Source organism: Bradyrhizobium sp. SZCCHNR1017, assembly GCF_032381375.1.
Lineage (GTDB): Bacteria > Pseudomonadota > Alphaproteobacteria > Rhizobiales > Xanthobacteraceae > Bradyrhizobium.
Map to the genome: position 1 here is coordinate 22,514 of NZ_JAUHIR010000018.1, position 16,029 is coordinate 38,542.

16 protein-coding genes are annotated in these 16,029 nt (G+C 66.6%); 10 read left to right on the top strand and 6 right to left on the bottom strand.

Features of this window, described 5'->3' with window-relative positions; translation table 11 throughout:
• The first annotated feature begins 2 nt into the window (after window positions 1–2).
• The 8 genes from QW863_RS30635 to QW863_RS30670 all read left to right on the top strand — a co-directional run bounded on the left by QW863_RS30635 (window position 3) and on the right by QW863_RS30670 (window position 7,937).
• The gene (locus QW863_RS30635) at window positions 3–1,421 is read left to right on the top strand and encodes a M20 family metallopeptidase (protein ID WP_315717766.1); all 1,419 of its coding nucleotides are present in this window, start codon (window positions 3–5) and stop codon (window positions 1,419–1,421) included.
• Between the two features lie 27 nt (window positions 1,422–1,448).
• A complete protein-coding gene (locus tag QW863_RS30640; protein ID WP_315717767.1) occupies window positions 1,449–3,014 on the top strand; it encodes an amidase in 1,566 nt (521 codons plus the stop codon).
• A 259-nt stretch (window positions 3,015–3,273) separates the two neighbouring features.
• Window positions 3,274–4,041, top strand: coding sequence for a molybdate ABC transporter substrate-binding protein (modA, locus tag QW863_RS30645; RefSeq protein ID WP_315717768.1), 768 nt, complete (start codon window positions 3,274–3,276; stop codon window positions 4,039–4,041).
• A gap of 26 nt (window positions 4,042–4,067) precedes the next feature.
• Window positions 4,068–4,757, top strand: coding sequence for a molybdate ABC transporter permease subunit (gene modB, locus QW863_RS30650; protein WP_315717769.1), 690 nt, complete (start codon window positions 4,068–4,070; stop codon window positions 4,755–4,757).
• Complete coding sequence (gene modC, locus QW863_RS30655) at window positions 4,754–5,848, top strand: molybdenum ABC transporter ATP-binding protein (RefSeq protein ID WP_315717770.1); 1,095 nt, start codon at window positions 4,754–4,756, stop codon at window positions 5,846–5,848. The genes modB and modC overlap by 4 nt, the downstream gene beginning before the upstream one ends.
• Before the next feature lie 204 nt (window positions 5,849–6,052).
• Window positions 6,053–6,916, top strand: a complete 864-nt coding sequence (locus QW863_RS30660; protein WP_315717771.1) for a xanthine dehydrogenase — start codon at window positions 6,053–6,055, stop codon at window positions 6,914–6,916.
• Between the two features lie 11 nt (window positions 6,917–6,927).
• Window positions 6,928–7,518 carry a DUF2478 domain-containing protein gene (locus QW863_RS30665; RefSeq protein WP_315717772.1) on the top strand — a complete coding sequence of 197 codons (591 nt, stop codon included), beginning with the start codon at window positions 6,928–6,930 and terminating at the stop codon, window positions 7,516–7,518.
• Window positions 7,515–7,937 (top strand): LysR family transcriptional regulator, encoded by a 423-nt coding sequence (locus tag QW863_RS30670; RefSeq protein WP_315717774.1) that lies wholly within the window; start codon window positions 7,515–7,517, stop codon window positions 7,935–7,937. The genes QW863_RS30665 and QW863_RS30670 overlap by 4 nt, the downstream gene beginning before the upstream one ends.
• Here the strand turns inward: QW863_RS30670 and QW863_RS30675 are convergent.
• Both QW863_RS30675 and serA read right to left on the bottom strand, forming a co-directional pair.
• Window positions 7,846–8,325 (bottom strand): TOBE domain-containing protein, encoded by a 480-nt coding sequence (locus QW863_RS30675; protein WP_315717775.1) that lies wholly within the window; start codon window positions 8,323–8,325, stop codon window positions 7,846–7,848. The genes QW863_RS30670 and QW863_RS30675 overlap by 92 nt on opposite strands.
• 21 nt (window positions 8,326–8,346) lie before the next feature.
• Window positions 8,347–9,594: a phosphoglycerate dehydrogenase gene (gene serA / locus QW863_RS30680; protein ID WP_315717776.1), complete on the bottom strand. Its 1,248-nt coding sequence runs from the start codon at window positions 9,592–9,594 to the stop codon at window positions 8,347–8,349.
• A gap of 289 nt (window positions 9,595–9,883) precedes the next feature.
• On the opposite strand from serA, the gene QW863_RS30685 reads away from it, so the two are divergent.
• Window positions 9,884–12,538, top strand: a complete 2,655-nt coding sequence (locus tag QW863_RS30685) for a flavin-containing monooxygenase (protein WP_315717777.1) — start codon at window positions 9,884–9,886, stop codon at window positions 12,536–12,538.
• Here the strand turns inward: QW863_RS30685 and QW863_RS30690 are convergent.
• The 4 genes from QW863_RS30690 to QW863_RS30705 all read right to left on the bottom strand — a co-directional run bounded on the left by QW863_RS30690 (window position 12,519) and on the right by QW863_RS30705 (window position 15,124).
• Window positions 12,519–13,019: a DUF3147 family protein gene (locus tag QW863_RS30690; RefSeq protein WP_315717778.1), complete on the bottom strand. Its 501-nt coding sequence runs from the start codon at window positions 13,017–13,019 to the stop codon at window positions 12,519–12,521. The two genes, QW863_RS30685 and QW863_RS30690, sit on opposite strands and share 20 nt — an antisense overlap.
• Window positions 13,019–13,366 carry a DUF3147 family protein gene (locus tag QW863_RS30695; RefSeq protein WP_315717779.1) on the bottom strand — a complete coding sequence of 116 codons (348 nt, stop codon included), beginning with the start codon at window positions 13,364–13,366 and terminating at the stop codon, window positions 13,019–13,021. Before QW863_RS30695 ends, QW863_RS30690 begins: the two co-directional genes overlap by 1 nt.
• 181 nt (window positions 13,367–13,547) lie before the next feature.
• Window positions 13,548–14,189: a 2-dehydro-3-deoxy-6-phosphogalactonate aldolase gene (locus QW863_RS30700; RefSeq protein ID WP_315717780.1), complete on the bottom strand. Its 642-nt coding sequence runs from the start codon at window positions 14,187–14,189 to the stop codon at window positions 13,548–13,550.
• Complete coding sequence (locus tag QW863_RS30705; RefSeq protein WP_315717781.1) at window positions 14,186–15,124, bottom strand: 2-dehydro-3-deoxygalactonokinase; 939 nt, start codon at window positions 15,122–15,124, stop codon at window positions 14,186–14,188. Before QW863_RS30705 ends, QW863_RS30700 begins: the two co-directional genes overlap by 4 nt.
• A gap of 123 nt (window positions 15,125–15,247) precedes the next feature.
• Here QW863_RS30705 and QW863_RS30710 point away from each other — a divergent pair, with 123 nt between their 5' ends.
• Window positions 15,248–16,021 (top strand): DeoR/GlpR family DNA-binding transcription regulator, encoded by a 774-nt coding sequence (locus QW863_RS30710; RefSeq protein WP_315717782.1) that lies wholly within the window; start codon window positions 15,248–15,250, stop codon window positions 16,019–16,021.
• The last annotated feature ends 8 nt before the right edge of the window (window positions 16,022–16,029 follow it).

Here is a 16,029-nt window from a genome sequence, read left to right on the forward strand (position 1 = left end):
AGATGGACAACCGCAGCGAGATCTGGCGCGGCGTCGACGCGATCAAGACCCGTTTCATCGAGCTCAGCGACCGGGTGTGGAGCATGCCCGAGGTCTGCTACACCGAGGCCCGCTCGTCCGCCGAACACCTCGCCGAGTTGAAGCACCAGGGTTTTCGGATCATCGAAAAGGTCGCGGGCATCCCGACCGCGCTGATGGGCGAATGGGGCGAAGGTGGTCCGGTCATCGCGTTCATGGGCGAATACGACGCCCTGCCCGGCCTCAGCCAGGAGGCCGGCGTCGCCGAGCATCGTCCGATCGAGACCGGCGGCCATGGCCATGGCTGCGGCCACAATCTCCTGGGCTCGGCGGCGCTCCTCGCGGCAACCGCCGTGAAGGACTGGCTCGCCGCCAACAAGGTTCCGGGACGCGTGCGCTACTACGGCTGCCCTGCCGAGGAAGGCGGCGCCGCAAAGGCCTTCATGGTGCGCTCAGGCGCGTTCGAGGATGCCGACATCGCGATCACCTGGCATCCGTCGAGCTTCTGGGAAGTGGTGATGACGCCCTCTCTCGCCAACACGCGCGCGGACTTCATCTTCACTGGACGCACCTCGCATGCGGCCGCCTCGCCGCATCTCGGCCGCAGCGCGCTCGACGCGGTGGAGCTGATGAATGTCGGCGTCAACTACATGCGCGAGCACATGCCGAGCGACGCCCGCGTGCATTACGCGCTGCTCGACACCGGCGGCATTGCGCCCAACGTCGTGCAGGCGCATGCGCGCGTCCGCTACTCGATCCGCGCGCGCGACCTGCCCGGCATGAACGAGCTGGTCGGACGCGTGCACAAGATCGCGCAAGGTGCCGCGATGATGACCGAGACCAAGGTCGAGATGAAGATCATCTCGGCGGTCTCCAACATCCTGCCCAACACGCCGCTCGAAGAGGCGCTGCACGGGATCATGGAGGAGCTGGGGCCGCCGCATTTCGACGCGAGCGACAAGGATTTTGCCGGTCAGATCCAGGCGACCCTGACCGACAAGGACATCGAATCCGTCTACTACAGCATCGGCATGGATCCGACCGACAAGCCGCTGGCCGACTTCCTGGTGCCGCTGAACGCCAAGCGCAATCCGCAGATCGGCTCGACCGATGTCGGCGACGTCAGCTGGGTGGTGCCAACGGTGCAGGTGCACGCGCCGACGGTGGCGATCGGCACGCCGTTCCACACCTGGCAGGTCGTTGCGCAAGGCAAGACGCCGGCCTCGCACAAGGCGATGGTGCAGGCCGCCAAGGCGATGGCCGGTCTCGGCATCAAGGCGCTCAATGAGCCGGCGCTGATCGCAGCCGCCAAGGCCGACCTGAAGAAGCGGACGCTGCGCACGCCCTATGTCAGCCCGCTGCCCGCCGAGGTCGAGCCGCCGCTGACCATGTCGGTCGTTTGAGAGATACACTGGGGGGGGGGGAACACGATGGCGAAAACAGCGACAAGGAAGAAGCCGGCGGCGAAGACCGCCAAGCCGGCTCCGAAGCGCGTGGCCGCGCGCGCCACGGCCAACAGAAAGCCCGCAAAGGCGAAGCCGCAGGCCAGGCCACAGGCGAAGGCCGCCGCGCCAAAGCCGCGGCTGCCGAGAGGACCGGTCTGGCAGTGGTCGGCGCTCGACACCGCCGCTGCGATCCGCTCCGGCGCGGTCTCCTCGGTCGAGGTGACCGAAGCTCATATCGCGCGCATGCATGAGGTCAATCCGAAGCTGAATGCGGTCGTCGTCGATCTGTCCGAAGAAGCATTGAGGGCTGCGCGCGCCGCGGACAAGGCGCGCAACAAGGACGGCCTGCTGCATGGCGTGCCCGTCACCATCAAGGAGAACGTCGACTACGAGGGACGGCCAAACCCCAACGGCGTTCCGGCGCAGATGGGGATCATCGCGCCGTCGGACGCGCCCGTCGTGCGCAACCTCAAGAACGCGGGCGCGATCGTGCTCGGCCTCACCAACACGCCGGAATTCTCATTCCGCGGCTTCACCGACAACCCGCTGCACGGACTGACCTTGAACCCGTGGGATCCCGAGATCACCTGCGGCGGCTCGTCGGGCGGCGCTGGAGCTGCGGTCGCCGCCGGTATCGGCACCATCGCGCATGGCAACGACATCGGCGGCTCGCTGCGCTGGCCGGCGCATTGCAACGGCGTTGTCACGATCAAGCCGACGCAGGGGCGCATCCCGGCCTACAACGAAAGCGCCGCGGCCGAGCGGCCGATGCTGGCGCATCTGATGTCGTCGCAGGGCCCGCTGGCGCGTAGCGTCGCCGACGTCAGGCTGGCGCTGGAGGTGATGAGCCGGCGCGATCCGCGCGATCCGTGGTGGGTGCCGGCCCCGCTCGAGGGCGAGAAGCCCAAGCGGCCGATCAAGGTCGCGCTCGCCAAGATCCCCGATGACATGGACGTCGATCCTTCGGTGCAGGCCGCACTGCGGCAGGCCGCCGATCATCTGGAGCGCTCCGGCTACCGGGTCAGCGAGGTCGAGGTCCCCGACATCTCCGGCGTCTGGCAGACCTGGTGCGACGTCATCACCACCGAGGTGGTCGTGATGCAGGAGGCCAAGATGCTGGCCGTCACTTCGGAAGACTTCCACAAGGCGTGGGGCGGGATGCGGGCCAAGGCCCAGATCCTCGACCTCGCGGGCTGGATGAACGCGACGGCGCAGCGCTCCACCCATATCCGCGCCTGGCAGCTGTTCTTCGAGGATTATCCGGTGGTGCTGGCGCCGACGACGGTCAAGCCGACGCCGGGCCCGCGCGAGGACACGGTAAGCCCGCAGCGCGTGCGCGAAATCTTCTTCAACGAGATCCGCTTCATCTCGGCCATCAACGTGCTCGGGCTGCCCGGCGCCGTGGTGCCGGTGGCGGTTCACAATGGCCAGCCGATCGGCGTGCAGCTGATCGCCGGCCGCTATCGCGAGGATCTCGCGCTCGATGCCGCCGCGGCGATCGAGAAGCGTGCGGGCATGCTGGCGCGGCAGCTCTGGGAGCGGATGGCTTAGTCTCGCGCCGGCCCGAGGACCCCGGTTCTCGGGCAGTCATGTTTCCGACATCGCTTCAGCCTCGATTGTCGAAAGTCGAACACTGACGCCCATCGCGTTTGCCCGAGGAGCCCCTCGGGTTGACGGGACGTCGCCGACCTGTCTATTTTGATGTATACGAATGAATATAGCACGGCATCGGTACGGGCGCTGCGCCGGAACGGGACTTGCAATTCACCGAAGCGAACCCGTCTCTGCGATATGAACGAGGACAATTGTGATGAGATCGATGCGCTTCGTCGCCGCTGCCCTGTGCGCGGCTGCCGCTCTCCTGACTGGCGCAAATGCGTTCGCCGGGAGCGCCAACATCGCCGTGGCCGCCAACTTCACCGAGCCGGCCAAGGAGATCGCCGGTCTGTTCAAGGCCAAGACGGGACACGAATTGGTGCTGAGCTTCGGCGCGTCCGGACAGTTCTACACCCAGATCAAGGAGAACGCGCCGTTCGCGATCCTGCTCTCCGCCGACGACGAACGGCCGAAGAAGCTGGTCGACGAGGGCCTCGGCGTCGCCGGGAGCCGTTTCACCTACGCGATCGGCAAGCTGGTGCTGTGGAGCAAGGACCCGAACGCGGTGAAAGGCGAGGAAACGCTGAAGGCGAACGCGTTCAACAAGCTGTCGATCGCCAATCCCGCAGCCGCGCCCTATGGCGCGGCTGCAGTGGAGACGCTGAAGGCGCTCAATCTCTATGAGACAATCAAGCCCAAGATCGTGCAGGGCAACACGATCTCGCAGGCGTTCCAGTTCGTCGATACCGGCAATGCCGAGGTCGGCTTCGTCGCACTGTCGCAGCTGATGCCGAATGCGGGCGGCTCGCGCTGGCTGGTGCCGCAGAACCTCTACAGCGAGATCCGTCAGGACGCCGTGCTGCTGAAGGCATCCGCCGGCAACGAGGCGGCGACCGCGTTCCTGACCTTCCTCAGGACTCCGGAAGCCCGTGCGATCATCGAGAAGTTCGGCTATGCTCTGGACCCGAAGTCCGGCAGCTGAGCACTCACGTCGATGAACTTCCAAGGATGAACTTGCACGTCTCGGCCGATATCTGGCAACCGGTCAGTCTGACCCTCGAATTGGCAGCGATCACGACCATCATTCTGATGATCGTGGGAACACCGATCGCATGGTGGCTGGCGCGGTCGCCGGCGTGGTGGAAGGAGGCGGTCGCAGCCCTGGTGGCGATTCCGCTGGTGCTGCCGCCGACCGTGCTCGGCTTCTATCTGCTGGTCGCGCTCGGCCCGAGCGGTCCGGGCGGAACGCTGGCTTCCTTGTGGGGCGCACGCACCCTCGCCTTCACTTTCCCAGGCCTCGTGATCGGCTCGGTGCTGTTCTCGATGCCGTTCGTGGTGCAGCCGATCCGCAACGCCTTCGAGGCCATGGGCGAGAAGCCCCTGGAAGCAGCCGCCACGCTGCGGGCCACGCCCTGGCGCGCGTTCTGGACGATCGCCGTGCCGCTGGCGAGCCCCGGCTTCCTCACCGGCGCGATCCTCGGCTTTGCCCACACCGTCGGCGAGTTCGGCGTCGTGCTGATGATCGGCGGCAACATTCCCGGCAGGACAAAGGTGCTGTCGGTCGCGATCTACGACTACGTCGAGACCTCGCAATGGACCGAGGCCTCGGTGCTGGCGCTCGGCATGGTCGTGTTCTCGTTCGGCGTCATTCTGACGATGATGCTGATCGAGAAGAAGATGACGCGACGTGCGTCATGAGCACCGTCAAGGTCGATTTCCGCGGTACGCTCGGGCGCTTCGAGCTGAACGCGCGGTTCGAGGTGCCGGCGCGCGGCGTCACCGCGATCTTCGGCCCGTCCGGCTGCGGCAAGACTGCCGTCATGCGCAGCATCGCCGGCCTCAACCGCCTGGACGGACGATGCTCCGTCGCCGGCGACGTCTGGCAGGACGAGAAGACCTTCCGCCCAGTGCACCAGCGCCCGATCGGCTACGTCTTTCAGGAAGCCAATCTGTTTCCGCACCTCTCCGTCCGCCGCAACCTGATGTACGGGCATCCCGGCCCGTCCGGCCCCACCGCCATCGGCTTCGATGAGGTGGTGTCGCTGCTCGGCATTGCCAAGCTGCTGGAGCGCTCGCCGCGCCATCTGTCCGGCGGCGAGCGGCAGCGCGTGGCGATCGGCCGCGCTCTGCTCAGCCAGCCGAAGCTGCTGCTGATGGACGAGCCGCTGTCGGCGCTCGACCAGATCACCAAGGACGAGATCCTGCCCTATCTGGAGCGGCTGCATGCCGCGCTCGACCTGCCGATCCTCTACATCAGCCACGATATCGCGGAGGTCGAGCGGCTCGCCGATCAGCTGGTGCTGATGCGCAATGGCAGCGTCCTGGCTTCAGGTCCGCTGTCCGTGCTCCAAGCCGACCTGACACTGCCGCTCGCGCTCTCCCGCGATGCAGCGGTCAGTCTCGACGCCACCGTTCTGAAGCACGACGCCATCGACGGCATGGTGACGCTTGCGGTGCCGGGCGGGCATTTCGTGCTGCCGGCCGAGCCGCTTGCGCCGGGAACACGCCGCCGCCTGCGCGTGCTGGCCGATGACGTCAGCCTCGCCTTGGAAACGCCGAGCCGCAGCACCATCGTCAACGTGCTACGCGCGAAGATCCTGGAAATCCGCAGCCAATCGGACCACCGCGTCACCGCCCTGCTCGGCCTCGGCGAGGACGGCCAGGGTGCACGATTGCTGTCGCGGGTCACCCAGCGCTCGTGGAACGAGCTCGGCCTGCAGGCAGGGCTTGCCGTCTACGCCCAGGTCAAGGGCGTCGCGCTGGTGCGCCGCGAAGAGCCCATCGCCTGATCGGCACGCGCCGACCTGCCCCACCATCACGACATGTTGTATAAGCGACAATATAGCATCCGATGTTATATCTCAAACAATACAGCTTTGCATCAGACGAACCAAGACTGCCTGCTTTTCCTCAATGCAATGAACATGTTGATCGGCGCGCAACGATCTGGCCCGCGGCTTGCTCATTCGATCTCGCAACACGAGGTCATCAGCATGAAAGCCGCCGCCGTCACTTGGCATCCGAACGCGCCCAAGCCGCTCGCGCTGGTGCTGGGCACCAACGAGATCGCCTCCGCGATCGCGGCCAAGCTCAACCATGAGCGCTTCGCGCTCGTCCTCTGTCACGACGCCTTTCCGCCGGTGATCCGACGCGGCATGGCCTTCCACGACGTCCTGTATGGCGAGGCCTGCGACATCGACGGCGTGGTCGGCTGCCGGGCCGAGGGCATCGCGGACGTCGTGCGCATTCATCGCGAGCCCAGCCAGGTCGCCGTCACCGGGATGCATCTCACCGACATCATCGCGTTCCGCTATCCCGCGGTCATCGTCGACGCACGGATGCAGAAGCATCTGGCCACGCCGGATCTGCGCGGCGTTGCCGGCATCGCCGTCGGCATCGGACCGCGCTTTGCGGTCGGGCACAATTGCGACATCGCGATCGAGACGCATCCTTGCGAGACCGGCGCGATCGTGGCGCACGGCACCACGCGCGACGCGGACGGCAAGGCGCGCGCGCTCGGCGGCGCCGGCCGCGAGCGCTTCGTCTATTCCAATCAGGACGCCGTCTGGCATACGCCGCTCGACATCGGCACCCGCGTCTACAAGGGACTGCAGCTCGGCTCGCTCGGCGGCACGCCGGTGCTGGCGCCGCTCGATGGCGCACTGCGCGGCATCGCGCGCGACGGTTTGCGCGTGCCGGCCAACGTCAAGCTGCTGGAGATCGATCCGCGCGGCCGCCACGCCGCATGGACCGGCATGGACGACCGCGGGCGATCGATCGCCGCGAGCGTCGTCTCGGCGGTCCACGCGATCATGCAAACCGGTCGGAAGGCGGGCCGCGTCTCCGCCAACGTGTGAGGAGGACTGCCATGGGTGTCGCTGAGGTCGGGACGTGTCAGATCGTGGCGCTGCAGGGCGCTGCGTCCACCGTCATCCAGGAGCTGCTCGATGAGCTCGCCACGCGGCTCGCAGGCATCGGGCTGCGCGTCTCCGGCGTGATCGAGAGCAGCGCCGACAAGACCAGGCCGTGCAAGGCCATGATGCTGCGCAGCCTCGACGACCACCGCGTGTTCTCGATCTCGCAGGATCTCGGCCCGGGATCGCAGGCCTGCAATCTCGATCCCGAAGGATTGGTGCTGGCCTGCGCCGCCGTGCAGCAGTCGATCGCGCGTGGCACGGATGTCGTGATCCTCAGCAAGTTCGGCAAGCAGGAGGCGGCGGGAGGAGGCCTCGCCGACGCCTTCGGCTCGGCGATGTCAGCCGGGCTTCCGATCATCACGGCGGTATCGCCCGCGATGATGGAGACATGGACGCGCTTCGCCGGCGTGTTCGCCGAATGCGTCCCGGTCGATGTCGCGCGCCGTCCCGGCTGGATCGAGGCGTGGTCCGGCCGCATGGTGACAGCGCGAAGCCCGCGTGACATGATCGGCTCACAACGCGAGCGGATCGGAATAGGATGAAGCGCGAAGCTCAGATCGCATTGACCATCACTTTCGGCAACGGCGGAAGTCTGTCGCCCGAAGATCTGCTGCTGATCGACTTCATCCGCCGGGAGCGCTCGATCCTCGGCGCCGCGCGCGCGAGCGGCATCTCCTACCGCAAATGCTGGCTGATGGTCGATGCGCTCAACCGCACCTTCGAGACGCCGGTGTTCGAGACTCATCCGGGGCGACGGGGCGGCGGCGCCGAGATCACGCCGTTCGGCGAGCGGCTGATCGCGCTGTATCGCTCGATGGAACGGCGCACCCGCACGGCCACCGCCGCGGCGCTCGCTGAGCTGCAGAAGGCTACCGATCCCCGCTATCAGAAGCGGGCCAGCGGCGCGGCCGAGGCAGCTCCGAAGGCCGAACCGCGCCGGGCCCGATCGCGACGCTCTTGATCATCGCCCAGGCCGACAGATCCGGCTCCAACGCCAGCCGCTCGACGGACTCCAGCGTGACCAAGGCGTGCAGCTTCGTCGCACCGAGATCGAACGTCACGCGCACATAGGGCGGATCGAGCGGCAGGATCTCCTCGATCCGGCCGGGCAGCCGGTTGGTGATCGAAACATCCATCGGCCGCGACAGCGCGATCGACACATCGCGGGCCTCGATGGTCACGGAGACGCCGGCGTCGATCGCGGCGTCGACCATCGGAACGCGCAACTCGCCGTCGGCGAAGAACAACGTCGACATGCCATATTGCGGATCATGGCGCAGCACGCGCGCCGGCACCGTCGTGCTGAGAACGACGGACGAGGCTGAAGACGATGCAGACGAGCCGGTCATCGCGCGGCAGCCTCCACAGCCTCAGGGCCGGTCGTGATCGTACAGGACGCGAACGCGGATCGTGCCCTCCACCGCGCGCAGCTCCGACAGCAGCGCCTCGCCCTCACCGCCGACCACGTCGGTCTCGAGCACGACATAGCCGACCTCGGGATCGGTCTGCAGATATTGCGCGAGGATGTTGATGTTGTGCCGCGACACCGCCTCGTTGACCTGGCGCAGCACGCCGGGCACGTTGCGATGAACGTGGATGAAGCGCGTGCCCGTCGGGCGCGCCGGCAGTTGCACCTGCGGAAAGTTCACGGCGCCGAAGGTCGAGCCGACATCGGAATAGTCGATCAGCTTGCGCGCAACCTCGCCACCGATGCGGTCCTGCGCCTCCTCGGTGGAGCCGCCGACATGCGGGGTCAGGATCACGTTGGGCAGGCCCTGCAGCGGCGAAACGAACGGATCGGCGTTCGATGCCGGTTCGACCGGAAACACGTCGACGGCAGCGCCTGAGAGCTTGCCCTCGCGCAATGCGCTGGCCAGCGCCTCGATGTCGACCACCGTGCCGCGCGAATTGTTGATCAGATAGGCCCCATCCTTCATGTGACGGATCTGGCGCTCGCCGATCATGTTGGCGGTCGCCGGCGTCTCCGGGACATGCAGCGACACGACGTCGCTCATCGCCAGCAGCTCGTCGAGGCTCTCGACCGGCTCGGTGTTGCCGTGACGGAGCTTGTCGGTGAGATCGAAGAAGATCACCCGCATGCCCATGGCCTCGGCGAGGTTCGACAGCTGCGAGCCGATGTTGCCATAGCCGATGATGCCGAGCGTCTTGCCGCGCACCTCTCGGCTGCCATTGGCCGACTTGTCCCAGCCGCCGGCGTGCGCCGACACCGAGCGCGGGAAGATGCGGCGCATCAGCATCACGACCTCGGCGATCGTCAGCTCGGCGACGCTGCGGGTGTTCGAATAGGGCGCATTGAATACGGGGATGCCGAGCCGCTTCGCGGCATCGAGATCGACCTGGTTGGTGCCGACGGAGAAGCAGCCGACCACCATCAGCCGGTCGGCCGCCTGCAGCACATCGGCGGTGAGATGCGTGCGCGAGCGAATGCCAAGCATGTGCACGCCCGACAGCATACGCTTCAACTCCGCCGAACCGAGCGCCTTCGGCAGCCGCTCGATTTCCGAATAGCCGTTGGCCTCGAACATGCGGACGGCCGAGTCGTTCACGCCCTCGAGGAGCAGAACGCGGATCTTTTGCTTGGGAAGCGATAACGGCATGGGCCTGGCCTGATTCAGTCGTGGATGTGGCGTAGTGTAGCGGTTGTTACAGTCGCGATGCGTTGAAACTTGGTGAATGCGACGCGGCAGGGTCGCTTTCTGTCGCTTTCTCAGGGTCTTGTCCACTCCGTCGCGGCCTTTTGACCGGCGATGCAAAATCAGCGCCTGGCATACCGGCCGCACCGCACGGCCCGCACTGCAACAACCGCAGATCGCTGCTTTGGCTGCTGACAAACCCTGCGAGCAGAGCTAGCCTTTCTTCCAATCACAAAATCATCGGGAGGTCAGCATGTCAGACGGGGTTGTCGAGACACGCGCGTCGGAGGTGTCGGGCGGTGAAACGCAGACGGTCGATGTCGCCGTCGTGGGTGCCGGATTTGCGGGACTTTACCTGCTGCACCGCCTGCGCAAGGCGGGCTTCTCGACCGTGGCTCTGGATACGGCCAACGATGTCGGCGGCACCTGGTACTGGAACCGCTATCCCGGCGCGCGCTGCGACATCCAGACCGTCGACTACAGCTACACGTTCGATCCCGAGCTCGAGAAGGCGTGGCAATGGTCGGAGAAATACGCCACCCAGCCGGAGATCCTGCGCTATCTCGGCTTCGTCGCCGATCGCTACGATCTGCGCCGCGACATCCGCTTCGGCACCCGCGTGCTCGGCGCCTCCTGGGATGACGCCAAGGAGCGCTGGCTGCTGACGACCGACAAGGGCCCCGCCGTCTCCTGCCGCCACTACATCATGGCGACCGGCTGCCTGTCGCAGCCGAAGCCGCCGGAGATCGACGGCGTGCACGACTTCAAGGGCGAGATCTACTTCACCAGCCGCTGGCCGCATGACGGTGTCGACCTCCGCGGCAAGCGCGTCGCGGTGATCGGCACCGGCTCATCCGGCATCCAGTCGATTCCGATCATCGCCGAGCAGGCAGCACAGCTCACGGTTTTCCAGCGCACACCGAACTTCGCACTGCCGGCGCATAACGGCCCGCTCCCGGCCGATCGCGCCGCGCAGCTCGCAGAGGATCGCAATGGGCTGCGCGAGCAGGCGCGCTGGTCGATGGCTGGCGTGCCGATCCCGCCGGCCACCGACTTCAGCTGGGCGTTGAGCGAGGCCGAGCGCCGCGAACGTTTCGAGAAGCTGTGGGCGTCGGGCGACCTCGTCGGCATGCTGACGCAGCTCTGGGCCGACCAGGGTGTCGACCCCGACGGCAATGCGCTGCTCGCCGACCTCATCCGCGAGAAGATCCACGAGATCGTCAAGGATCCCGAGACCGCCGCCGCGCTCACGCCTCACGACCATCCGTTCGGCGCCAAGCGCCCGTGCCTGGACACCAACTACTATCAGACGTTCAACCGGCCCAATGTCACGCTGGTCAATCTGCGCCAGGAGCCGATCACATCCATCACCGCTGATGGCATCAAGACCGACAGGCGCAGCTTCGACATCGACGTCATCGTGTTCGCGACCGGCTTCGATGCCATGACCGGTGCGATCCGCGCCGTGCATCCGATCACCGGGCGCGGCGGCAAATCGCTGGAGGATGTCTGGGCCAACGGACCGCAAACCTATCTCGGGCTCACGGTCGCAGACTTTCCCAATCTGTTCCTGATCACGGGTCCCGGCAGCCCATCGGTGCTGTCGAACATGGCGGTCTCGATCGAGCAGCATGTCGACTGGGTCGTCGATCGTCTCGTCGCCCTGCGCGAAGCCGGGTTCACGACCATCGAGGCCACGGAGACTGCGCAGGCCGGCTGGGCACGCCACATGGCGGACTGCGCGACCGTGACGCTGCATCGGCTCGCCAACACCTGGTACACCGGTGCCAACGTGCCGGGCAAGCCGCAGACCCTGATGCCCTATACTGGCGGCGTCGGCCCCTATCGCGGCATCTGCAACGAAATCGTCAGCCGCGGCATGCTCGGCTTCAAGCTGTCAGGTCCGAACGGCGCGTCCCAATGCAATGACGGCGAGATCGTGCGGCTGCAGCCGGATGTCAGGCTGGTGCTGAACATGCTGGCCGAGATGAACTTGCCGCCGATCGAATCGATGGGCGCCGCTGGCGCCCGCGAATTCGTTGCGCAGTTCAACGCGACGAGGCCGCCTGGACGTCCCGTCGGCGAAGTCAAGGATGGCACATTGCAGGGCGCCGACGGTCCCCTGCCCTATCGGCTGTATCGGCCGGCGACGCCTGGGCCGCATCCGATCGTCGTCTACTTCCATGGCGGCGGCTGGGTGCTCGGCGACGAGCAATCGGACGATCCATTCTGCCGCGACATGTGCCGCCGCTCCAACATGATCTTCGTCAGCGTCGGCTATCGCCACGCGCCCGAGCACCGCTTCCCGGCGGCGGCCGAGGACGGCTATGCGGCGACGCGCTGGGTGGCCGAGCACGCCGCCGAGCTCGGCGGACGCGACGGACCGGTGCTGGTGGCCGGCTGGAGCGCCGGCGCAAACATCGCTGCGGTCACTTGCCAACTCGCGCGGGATCGCGGCGGGCCTCTCATCGGCGGACAGTTGCTGGTCTGCCCGGTGACCGATTGCAGCTTCGATCGGCCGTCCTACACCGACAACGCGGCCGGCTATTTCCTGACGCGCGGCCTGATGTACTGGTTCTGGGACATCTACTGCTCGCCGGCGGATCGCACCGATCCGCGCGCGTCGCCGTTGCGGGGCAAGCTGCAGGGCCTGCCGCCGGCCTACATCGTCACCTGCGAGTTCGATCCGCTGCGCGACGAGGGCGTCGCCTATGCGGAGGCGCTCGCCGCCAACGGCGTGCCGGTCGGGCAGCTCAAGGCCCACGGCCACTTCCACTCGTCGTTCACGATGGTCGACGTCGTCATCACCGGCGTCGGCGGCCGCATGCAGATGGCGGAGGCGCTGCAGGCATTCACCCAGTCTGCGGAAGAAGGCGAATCGCAGGAGATCAACGCCGCCGCCAGCTGACCAGCGGAGGCTGCGGCCGAGACGTATCGCAACGGCCCGCAACTTTGCGGGTCGTTGCCGCAACGCGCAGCTTGCGCCGGATGGCCCACGCTGTCACCGAGACAACGAGCCATGCCGTCGTTGCGGCGACGAAGGCGGTCGCGACGCTTGACTGAACCAGCGTCGAGAATACGGCCGCGAACGCCAGCATGCCGAGGCTGCCGAGCACTGCACCTGCGGTGTCGAGTGCGGCTGCTTCGCGTCCGCGCCGCTCGCCGGACAATCCCTGACGGCGCTTGCGCCTGATCTCGTGCGCCTCGATCAGGGTGACGCTGGCACAGAAGATCGCCGGCAATGCCAGGAAGAGGCCGCCGATCGCAGGACCGAAGGCTTTGGCAATGAGCCCGGTCGCGACTGTGGCGGCGCCGCCCAGCGCAAAGCGGATGACGTATTCATGCCACCTGCCGTCCTTCAGCGCCGAGGGCGAGATGCGGATCAGCATCACGCCCCTCCGGAGAAGACCGCCTGCAGTCCCAGCGCTGCGACCAGCCACACGGCCGTTGCGAGCAGGCTCGCGCTCAATGCGCGCATATGCTGCCGCATCAGCAGCCGGCACACGGTCATGCTATAGAGACAGAGCGCGGCTGCGCCGAACATCATCGAATGGCTCTGGACCGCCGCATAGGCGGCATCATGCGTGACAACCGCAACGCCCAACGTCGCCAGCGCGACCGAGGGCGCTGCTCCGAACAGGCCGGCAAAGCTCTTCGGACGCAACACATCGCCAATGATCGCGAATGTCGAAACGATGACGCCGCCGATCAGGAAGCGGATGACGGATTCGGTCATGTCCGGCTTGCTCCCGGTTGTTCGTAGCCGGTCCATGCGCGCAAGCTGCGTTCAAGGGCCGCTCGTTCCGGAGACGCGGACCAAGACTCTTGCGAGCACGGACAATTGGTTCCCTTCCAACGCCGAGCTCTGACGACAGTTTCAAGACAGCGTCACGAAGCCGTCATGGAGCGTGATCTGCTCAGCCCGTGGCTGCGATGGCATCGTCATAGGCACGCACGGAAGCGACCGCGGTGTCTCGCACATCGCTCGCGCTCATCCCCGGCTTGTACAGGCTGGAGCCGAGTCCGAAGGCTCGCACACCGGCTACGGCATAGGAGGCGAGATTGTTGTCCGACACACCGCCGACGGCACCGACCACGACGCCTTTCGGCAGGACGGCAAGTTGCGCTGCAATCCCCGACGGACCAAGCACCGACGCCGGAAAGTATTTCAGGGCCGAGGCGCCGCAACGCAAAGCAAGAAAGGCCTCCGTCGGCGTGAACACCCCGGGCATGGTGACCATGTCGTAGGCCTGCGCCGTCGCCAGCACTTCGACATCGACGTTGGGGCTGACCATCAGACGCCCGCCGGCCTCCGCGACACGCACGCAATCTGCGGCATTGACGACCGTCCCTGCACCGATCAGGCAGTCCTTGCCGAACCGGGCGGCGAGACGCTCGATCGAGACGAACGGTTCCGGAGAGTTAAGAGGAACCTCGATCAGCTCGAAACCGGCTTCGATCAGGACATCGACGATGGCCTCGGACTCGTCGGGCTTGATGCCGCGCAGGATCGCGACCAGCGACCGCTTGACATGCGGCCAGGCAACGGACTTTGTCATGGTCGGAAACGCGCTCCCCAGATCTGCCGCGCGGCCTTGACCAGGCCGCGCCGGGACGCCTGTTCGGCATCACATTCGTTCACGTCGAAACCAGCAGCGGCCAGCGCCGCGCGATAGAGCCGGCCGAGCCGGCCCGCTCCGATCAACCGGAGTGGAAGCTCGGCGCCAAACCGCGCCCGAGCGTCGGCGATCTCACTGCCGATCAGAAGCCCGGAGAGCCTCGCAGCCCCATCGGACCGCTGCTCAAAACCGAGGAGCTGGGCTGCGCGCAGCCGGAACAGCGCATTGGTCAGTGCCGTCGGCGCGGCAAGCGACGCTGCGAAGCTCTCGCGGAACGCCGCGTCGTGCTCGACGGCCGAGGCCTCCGGTTCGACGGCGTGCATCAAAATGCTATGTTGAGAGACGACCGCGAACAGCTCGCCGGTCATGTAGGTGGCAAAGTCGATCACAGCGCCGGCATCGATCCGGATCCATTTGCTGTGGGTGCCCGGAATGCAGACGATCCCGGTGAAGTCCGGCTCGGTGACGCCGAGCAGCTGGGTTTCCTCGCCGCGCATCACGTCCGGCTGATCCGCCCGCGCCTGCGCCAATCCCGGCAGAATCCTGACGTCGCCCTCCGTGTCGACGCCAATCGCGCCGGCATGCAGCGCCTCCAGCCGGGTGGGCGTGTGCAGATAAGGCGCCTCGACCCAGCCTTGCCGCGCGCCGGCCATGCCGCAGATCAGCACCGGAACATCGGCCGGCGCGCCGAGCTTCGCCAGATGGTCGCGCAGCACCGGCGCGAAGCCTGATGTCGCGCAATGCAGCATGCCCTCGCTACCGCGGCTCTCGGCCAGCTCCGTCCCATCTCCGGCCATCAGCCAGGCGCGGAAGCTGGATGTCCCCCAGTCGACGGCGACAAGGGCCGGCGTTGCTGACGAATAGACGGCGGTCACACCTTGCTCCCGATCACTTCGACATCTGGCAATGCCATGCCGCGCGGGCCGCGCAAACAACAAATTGCGCAATGCACGATTATGCACGTTGTTATTCTTGTTTATGCCTGATATGAAGAGGGCATGTCAGACCTTCCACTGGCGCGCCGCGACCAGATCGCCGGCCGCCTCTCGGCGGGGCACGCGGTCGTCGCGGCCGCCCTGGCCCACGAATTCGGCGTCTCCGAGGATGCCATCCGGCGCGATCTTCGTGCGCTTGCCGCCGAAGGACGCTGCCGCCGGGTGTATGGCGGCGCATTGCCGATCGCCGGCGGCATGACACCGATGGCGGCGCGGATCGGGCAAGATCGCGACCGCAAGCTGGCGCTCGCCCGGACGGCCGCCCGCGGCATCGCGCGTGGCGAATTTCTCTTCCTCGATAGTGGCAGCACCAATCTCGCCCTCGCTGAGGTCCTGCCCGATGATTTCGATCTCACCGTCGCAACCAACGCCATCGACATTGCCGCAACCGTGCTGCACCGGCAGGACCTGCAGCTGATCATGATCGGCGGCTCCGTTCACCCCGCAGTCGGCGGCTGTGTCGACGCCGACGCCCTCATGCAGGTGCAGCGCTTGAACATCGACCGCTGCTTCATCGGCGTCTGCGCTGTATCGGCGCAAGGCGGCATCAGCGCGGTTGATCCGGCTGACGCAGCATTCAAGCGGACCCTGCTGTCGCTGAGCCGCGTCAGCGTCGCAATGGTCACCAACGAGAAGCTCGAGACCCGAGCCCCCCACCGTATCGCCGGCGCCAAGACCATCAGCCAGCTCACCGTCGAGCATGATGCGCCGGCGGCCCGGCTCGCCCTGCTCAAACGGGCGGGAGCCGCCATCATGACGGCCGCCCCGCCGGGGTGACAGCGCCC

Coding starts and splice junctions, on each gene's coding strand:
- QW863_RS30675 (WP_315717775.1), bottom strand. CDS start 8,325: ATGACCGGCTCGTCTGCATCGTCTTCAGCCTCGTCCGTCGTTCTCAGC.
- QW863_RS30665 (WP_315717772.1), top strand. CDS start 6,928: ATGGGTGTCGCTGAGGTCGGGACGTGTCAGATCGTGGCGCTGCAGGGC.
- QW863_RS30685 (WP_315717777.1), top strand. CDS start 9,884: ATGTCAGACGGGGTTGTCGAGACACGCGCGTCGGAGGTGTCGGGCGGT.
- QW863_RS30660 (WP_315717771.1), top strand. CDS start 6,053: ATGAAAGCCGCCGCCGTCACTTGGCATCCGAACGCGCCCAAGCCGCTC.
- modB (WP_315717769.1), top strand. CDS start 4,068: ATGAACTTGCACGTCTCGGCCGATATCTGGCAACCGGTCAGTCTGACC.
- serA (WP_315717776.1), bottom strand. CDS start 9,594: ATGCCGTTATCGCTTCCCAAGCAAAAGATCCGCGTTCTGCTCCTCGAG.
- QW863_RS30670 (WP_315717774.1), top strand. CDS start 7,515: ATGAAGCGCGAAGCTCAGATCGCATTGACCATCACTTTCGGCAACGGC.
- modA (WP_315717768.1), top strand. CDS start 3,274: ATGAGATCGATGCGCTTCGTCGCCGCTGCCCTGTGCGCGGCTGCCGCT.
- modC (WP_315717770.1), top strand. CDS start 4,754: ATGAGCACCGTCAAGGTCGATTTCCGCGGTACGCTCGGGCGCTTCGAG.
- QW863_RS30635 (WP_315717766.1), top strand. CDS start 3: ATGGACAACCGCAGCGAGATCTGGCGCGGCGTCGACGCGATCAAGACC.
- QW863_RS30690 (WP_315717778.1), bottom strand. CDS start 13,019: ATGCTGATCCGCATCTCGCCCTCGGCGCTGAAGGACGGCAGGTGGCAT.
- QW863_RS30640 (WP_315717767.1), top strand. CDS start 1,449: ATGGCGAAAACAGCGACAAGGAAGAAGCCGGCGGCGAAGACCGCCAAG.
- QW863_RS30710 (WP_315717782.1), top strand. CDS start 15,248: ATGTCAGACCTTCCACTGGCGCGCCGCGACCAGATCGCCGGCCGCCTC.
- QW863_RS30695 (WP_315717779.1), bottom strand. CDS start 13,366: ATGACCGAATCCGTCATCCGCTTCCTGATCGGCGGCGTCATCGTTTCG.
- QW863_RS30700 (WP_315717780.1), bottom strand. CDS start 14,189: ATGACAAAGTCCGTTGCCTGGCCGCATGTCAAGCGGTCGCTGGTCGCG.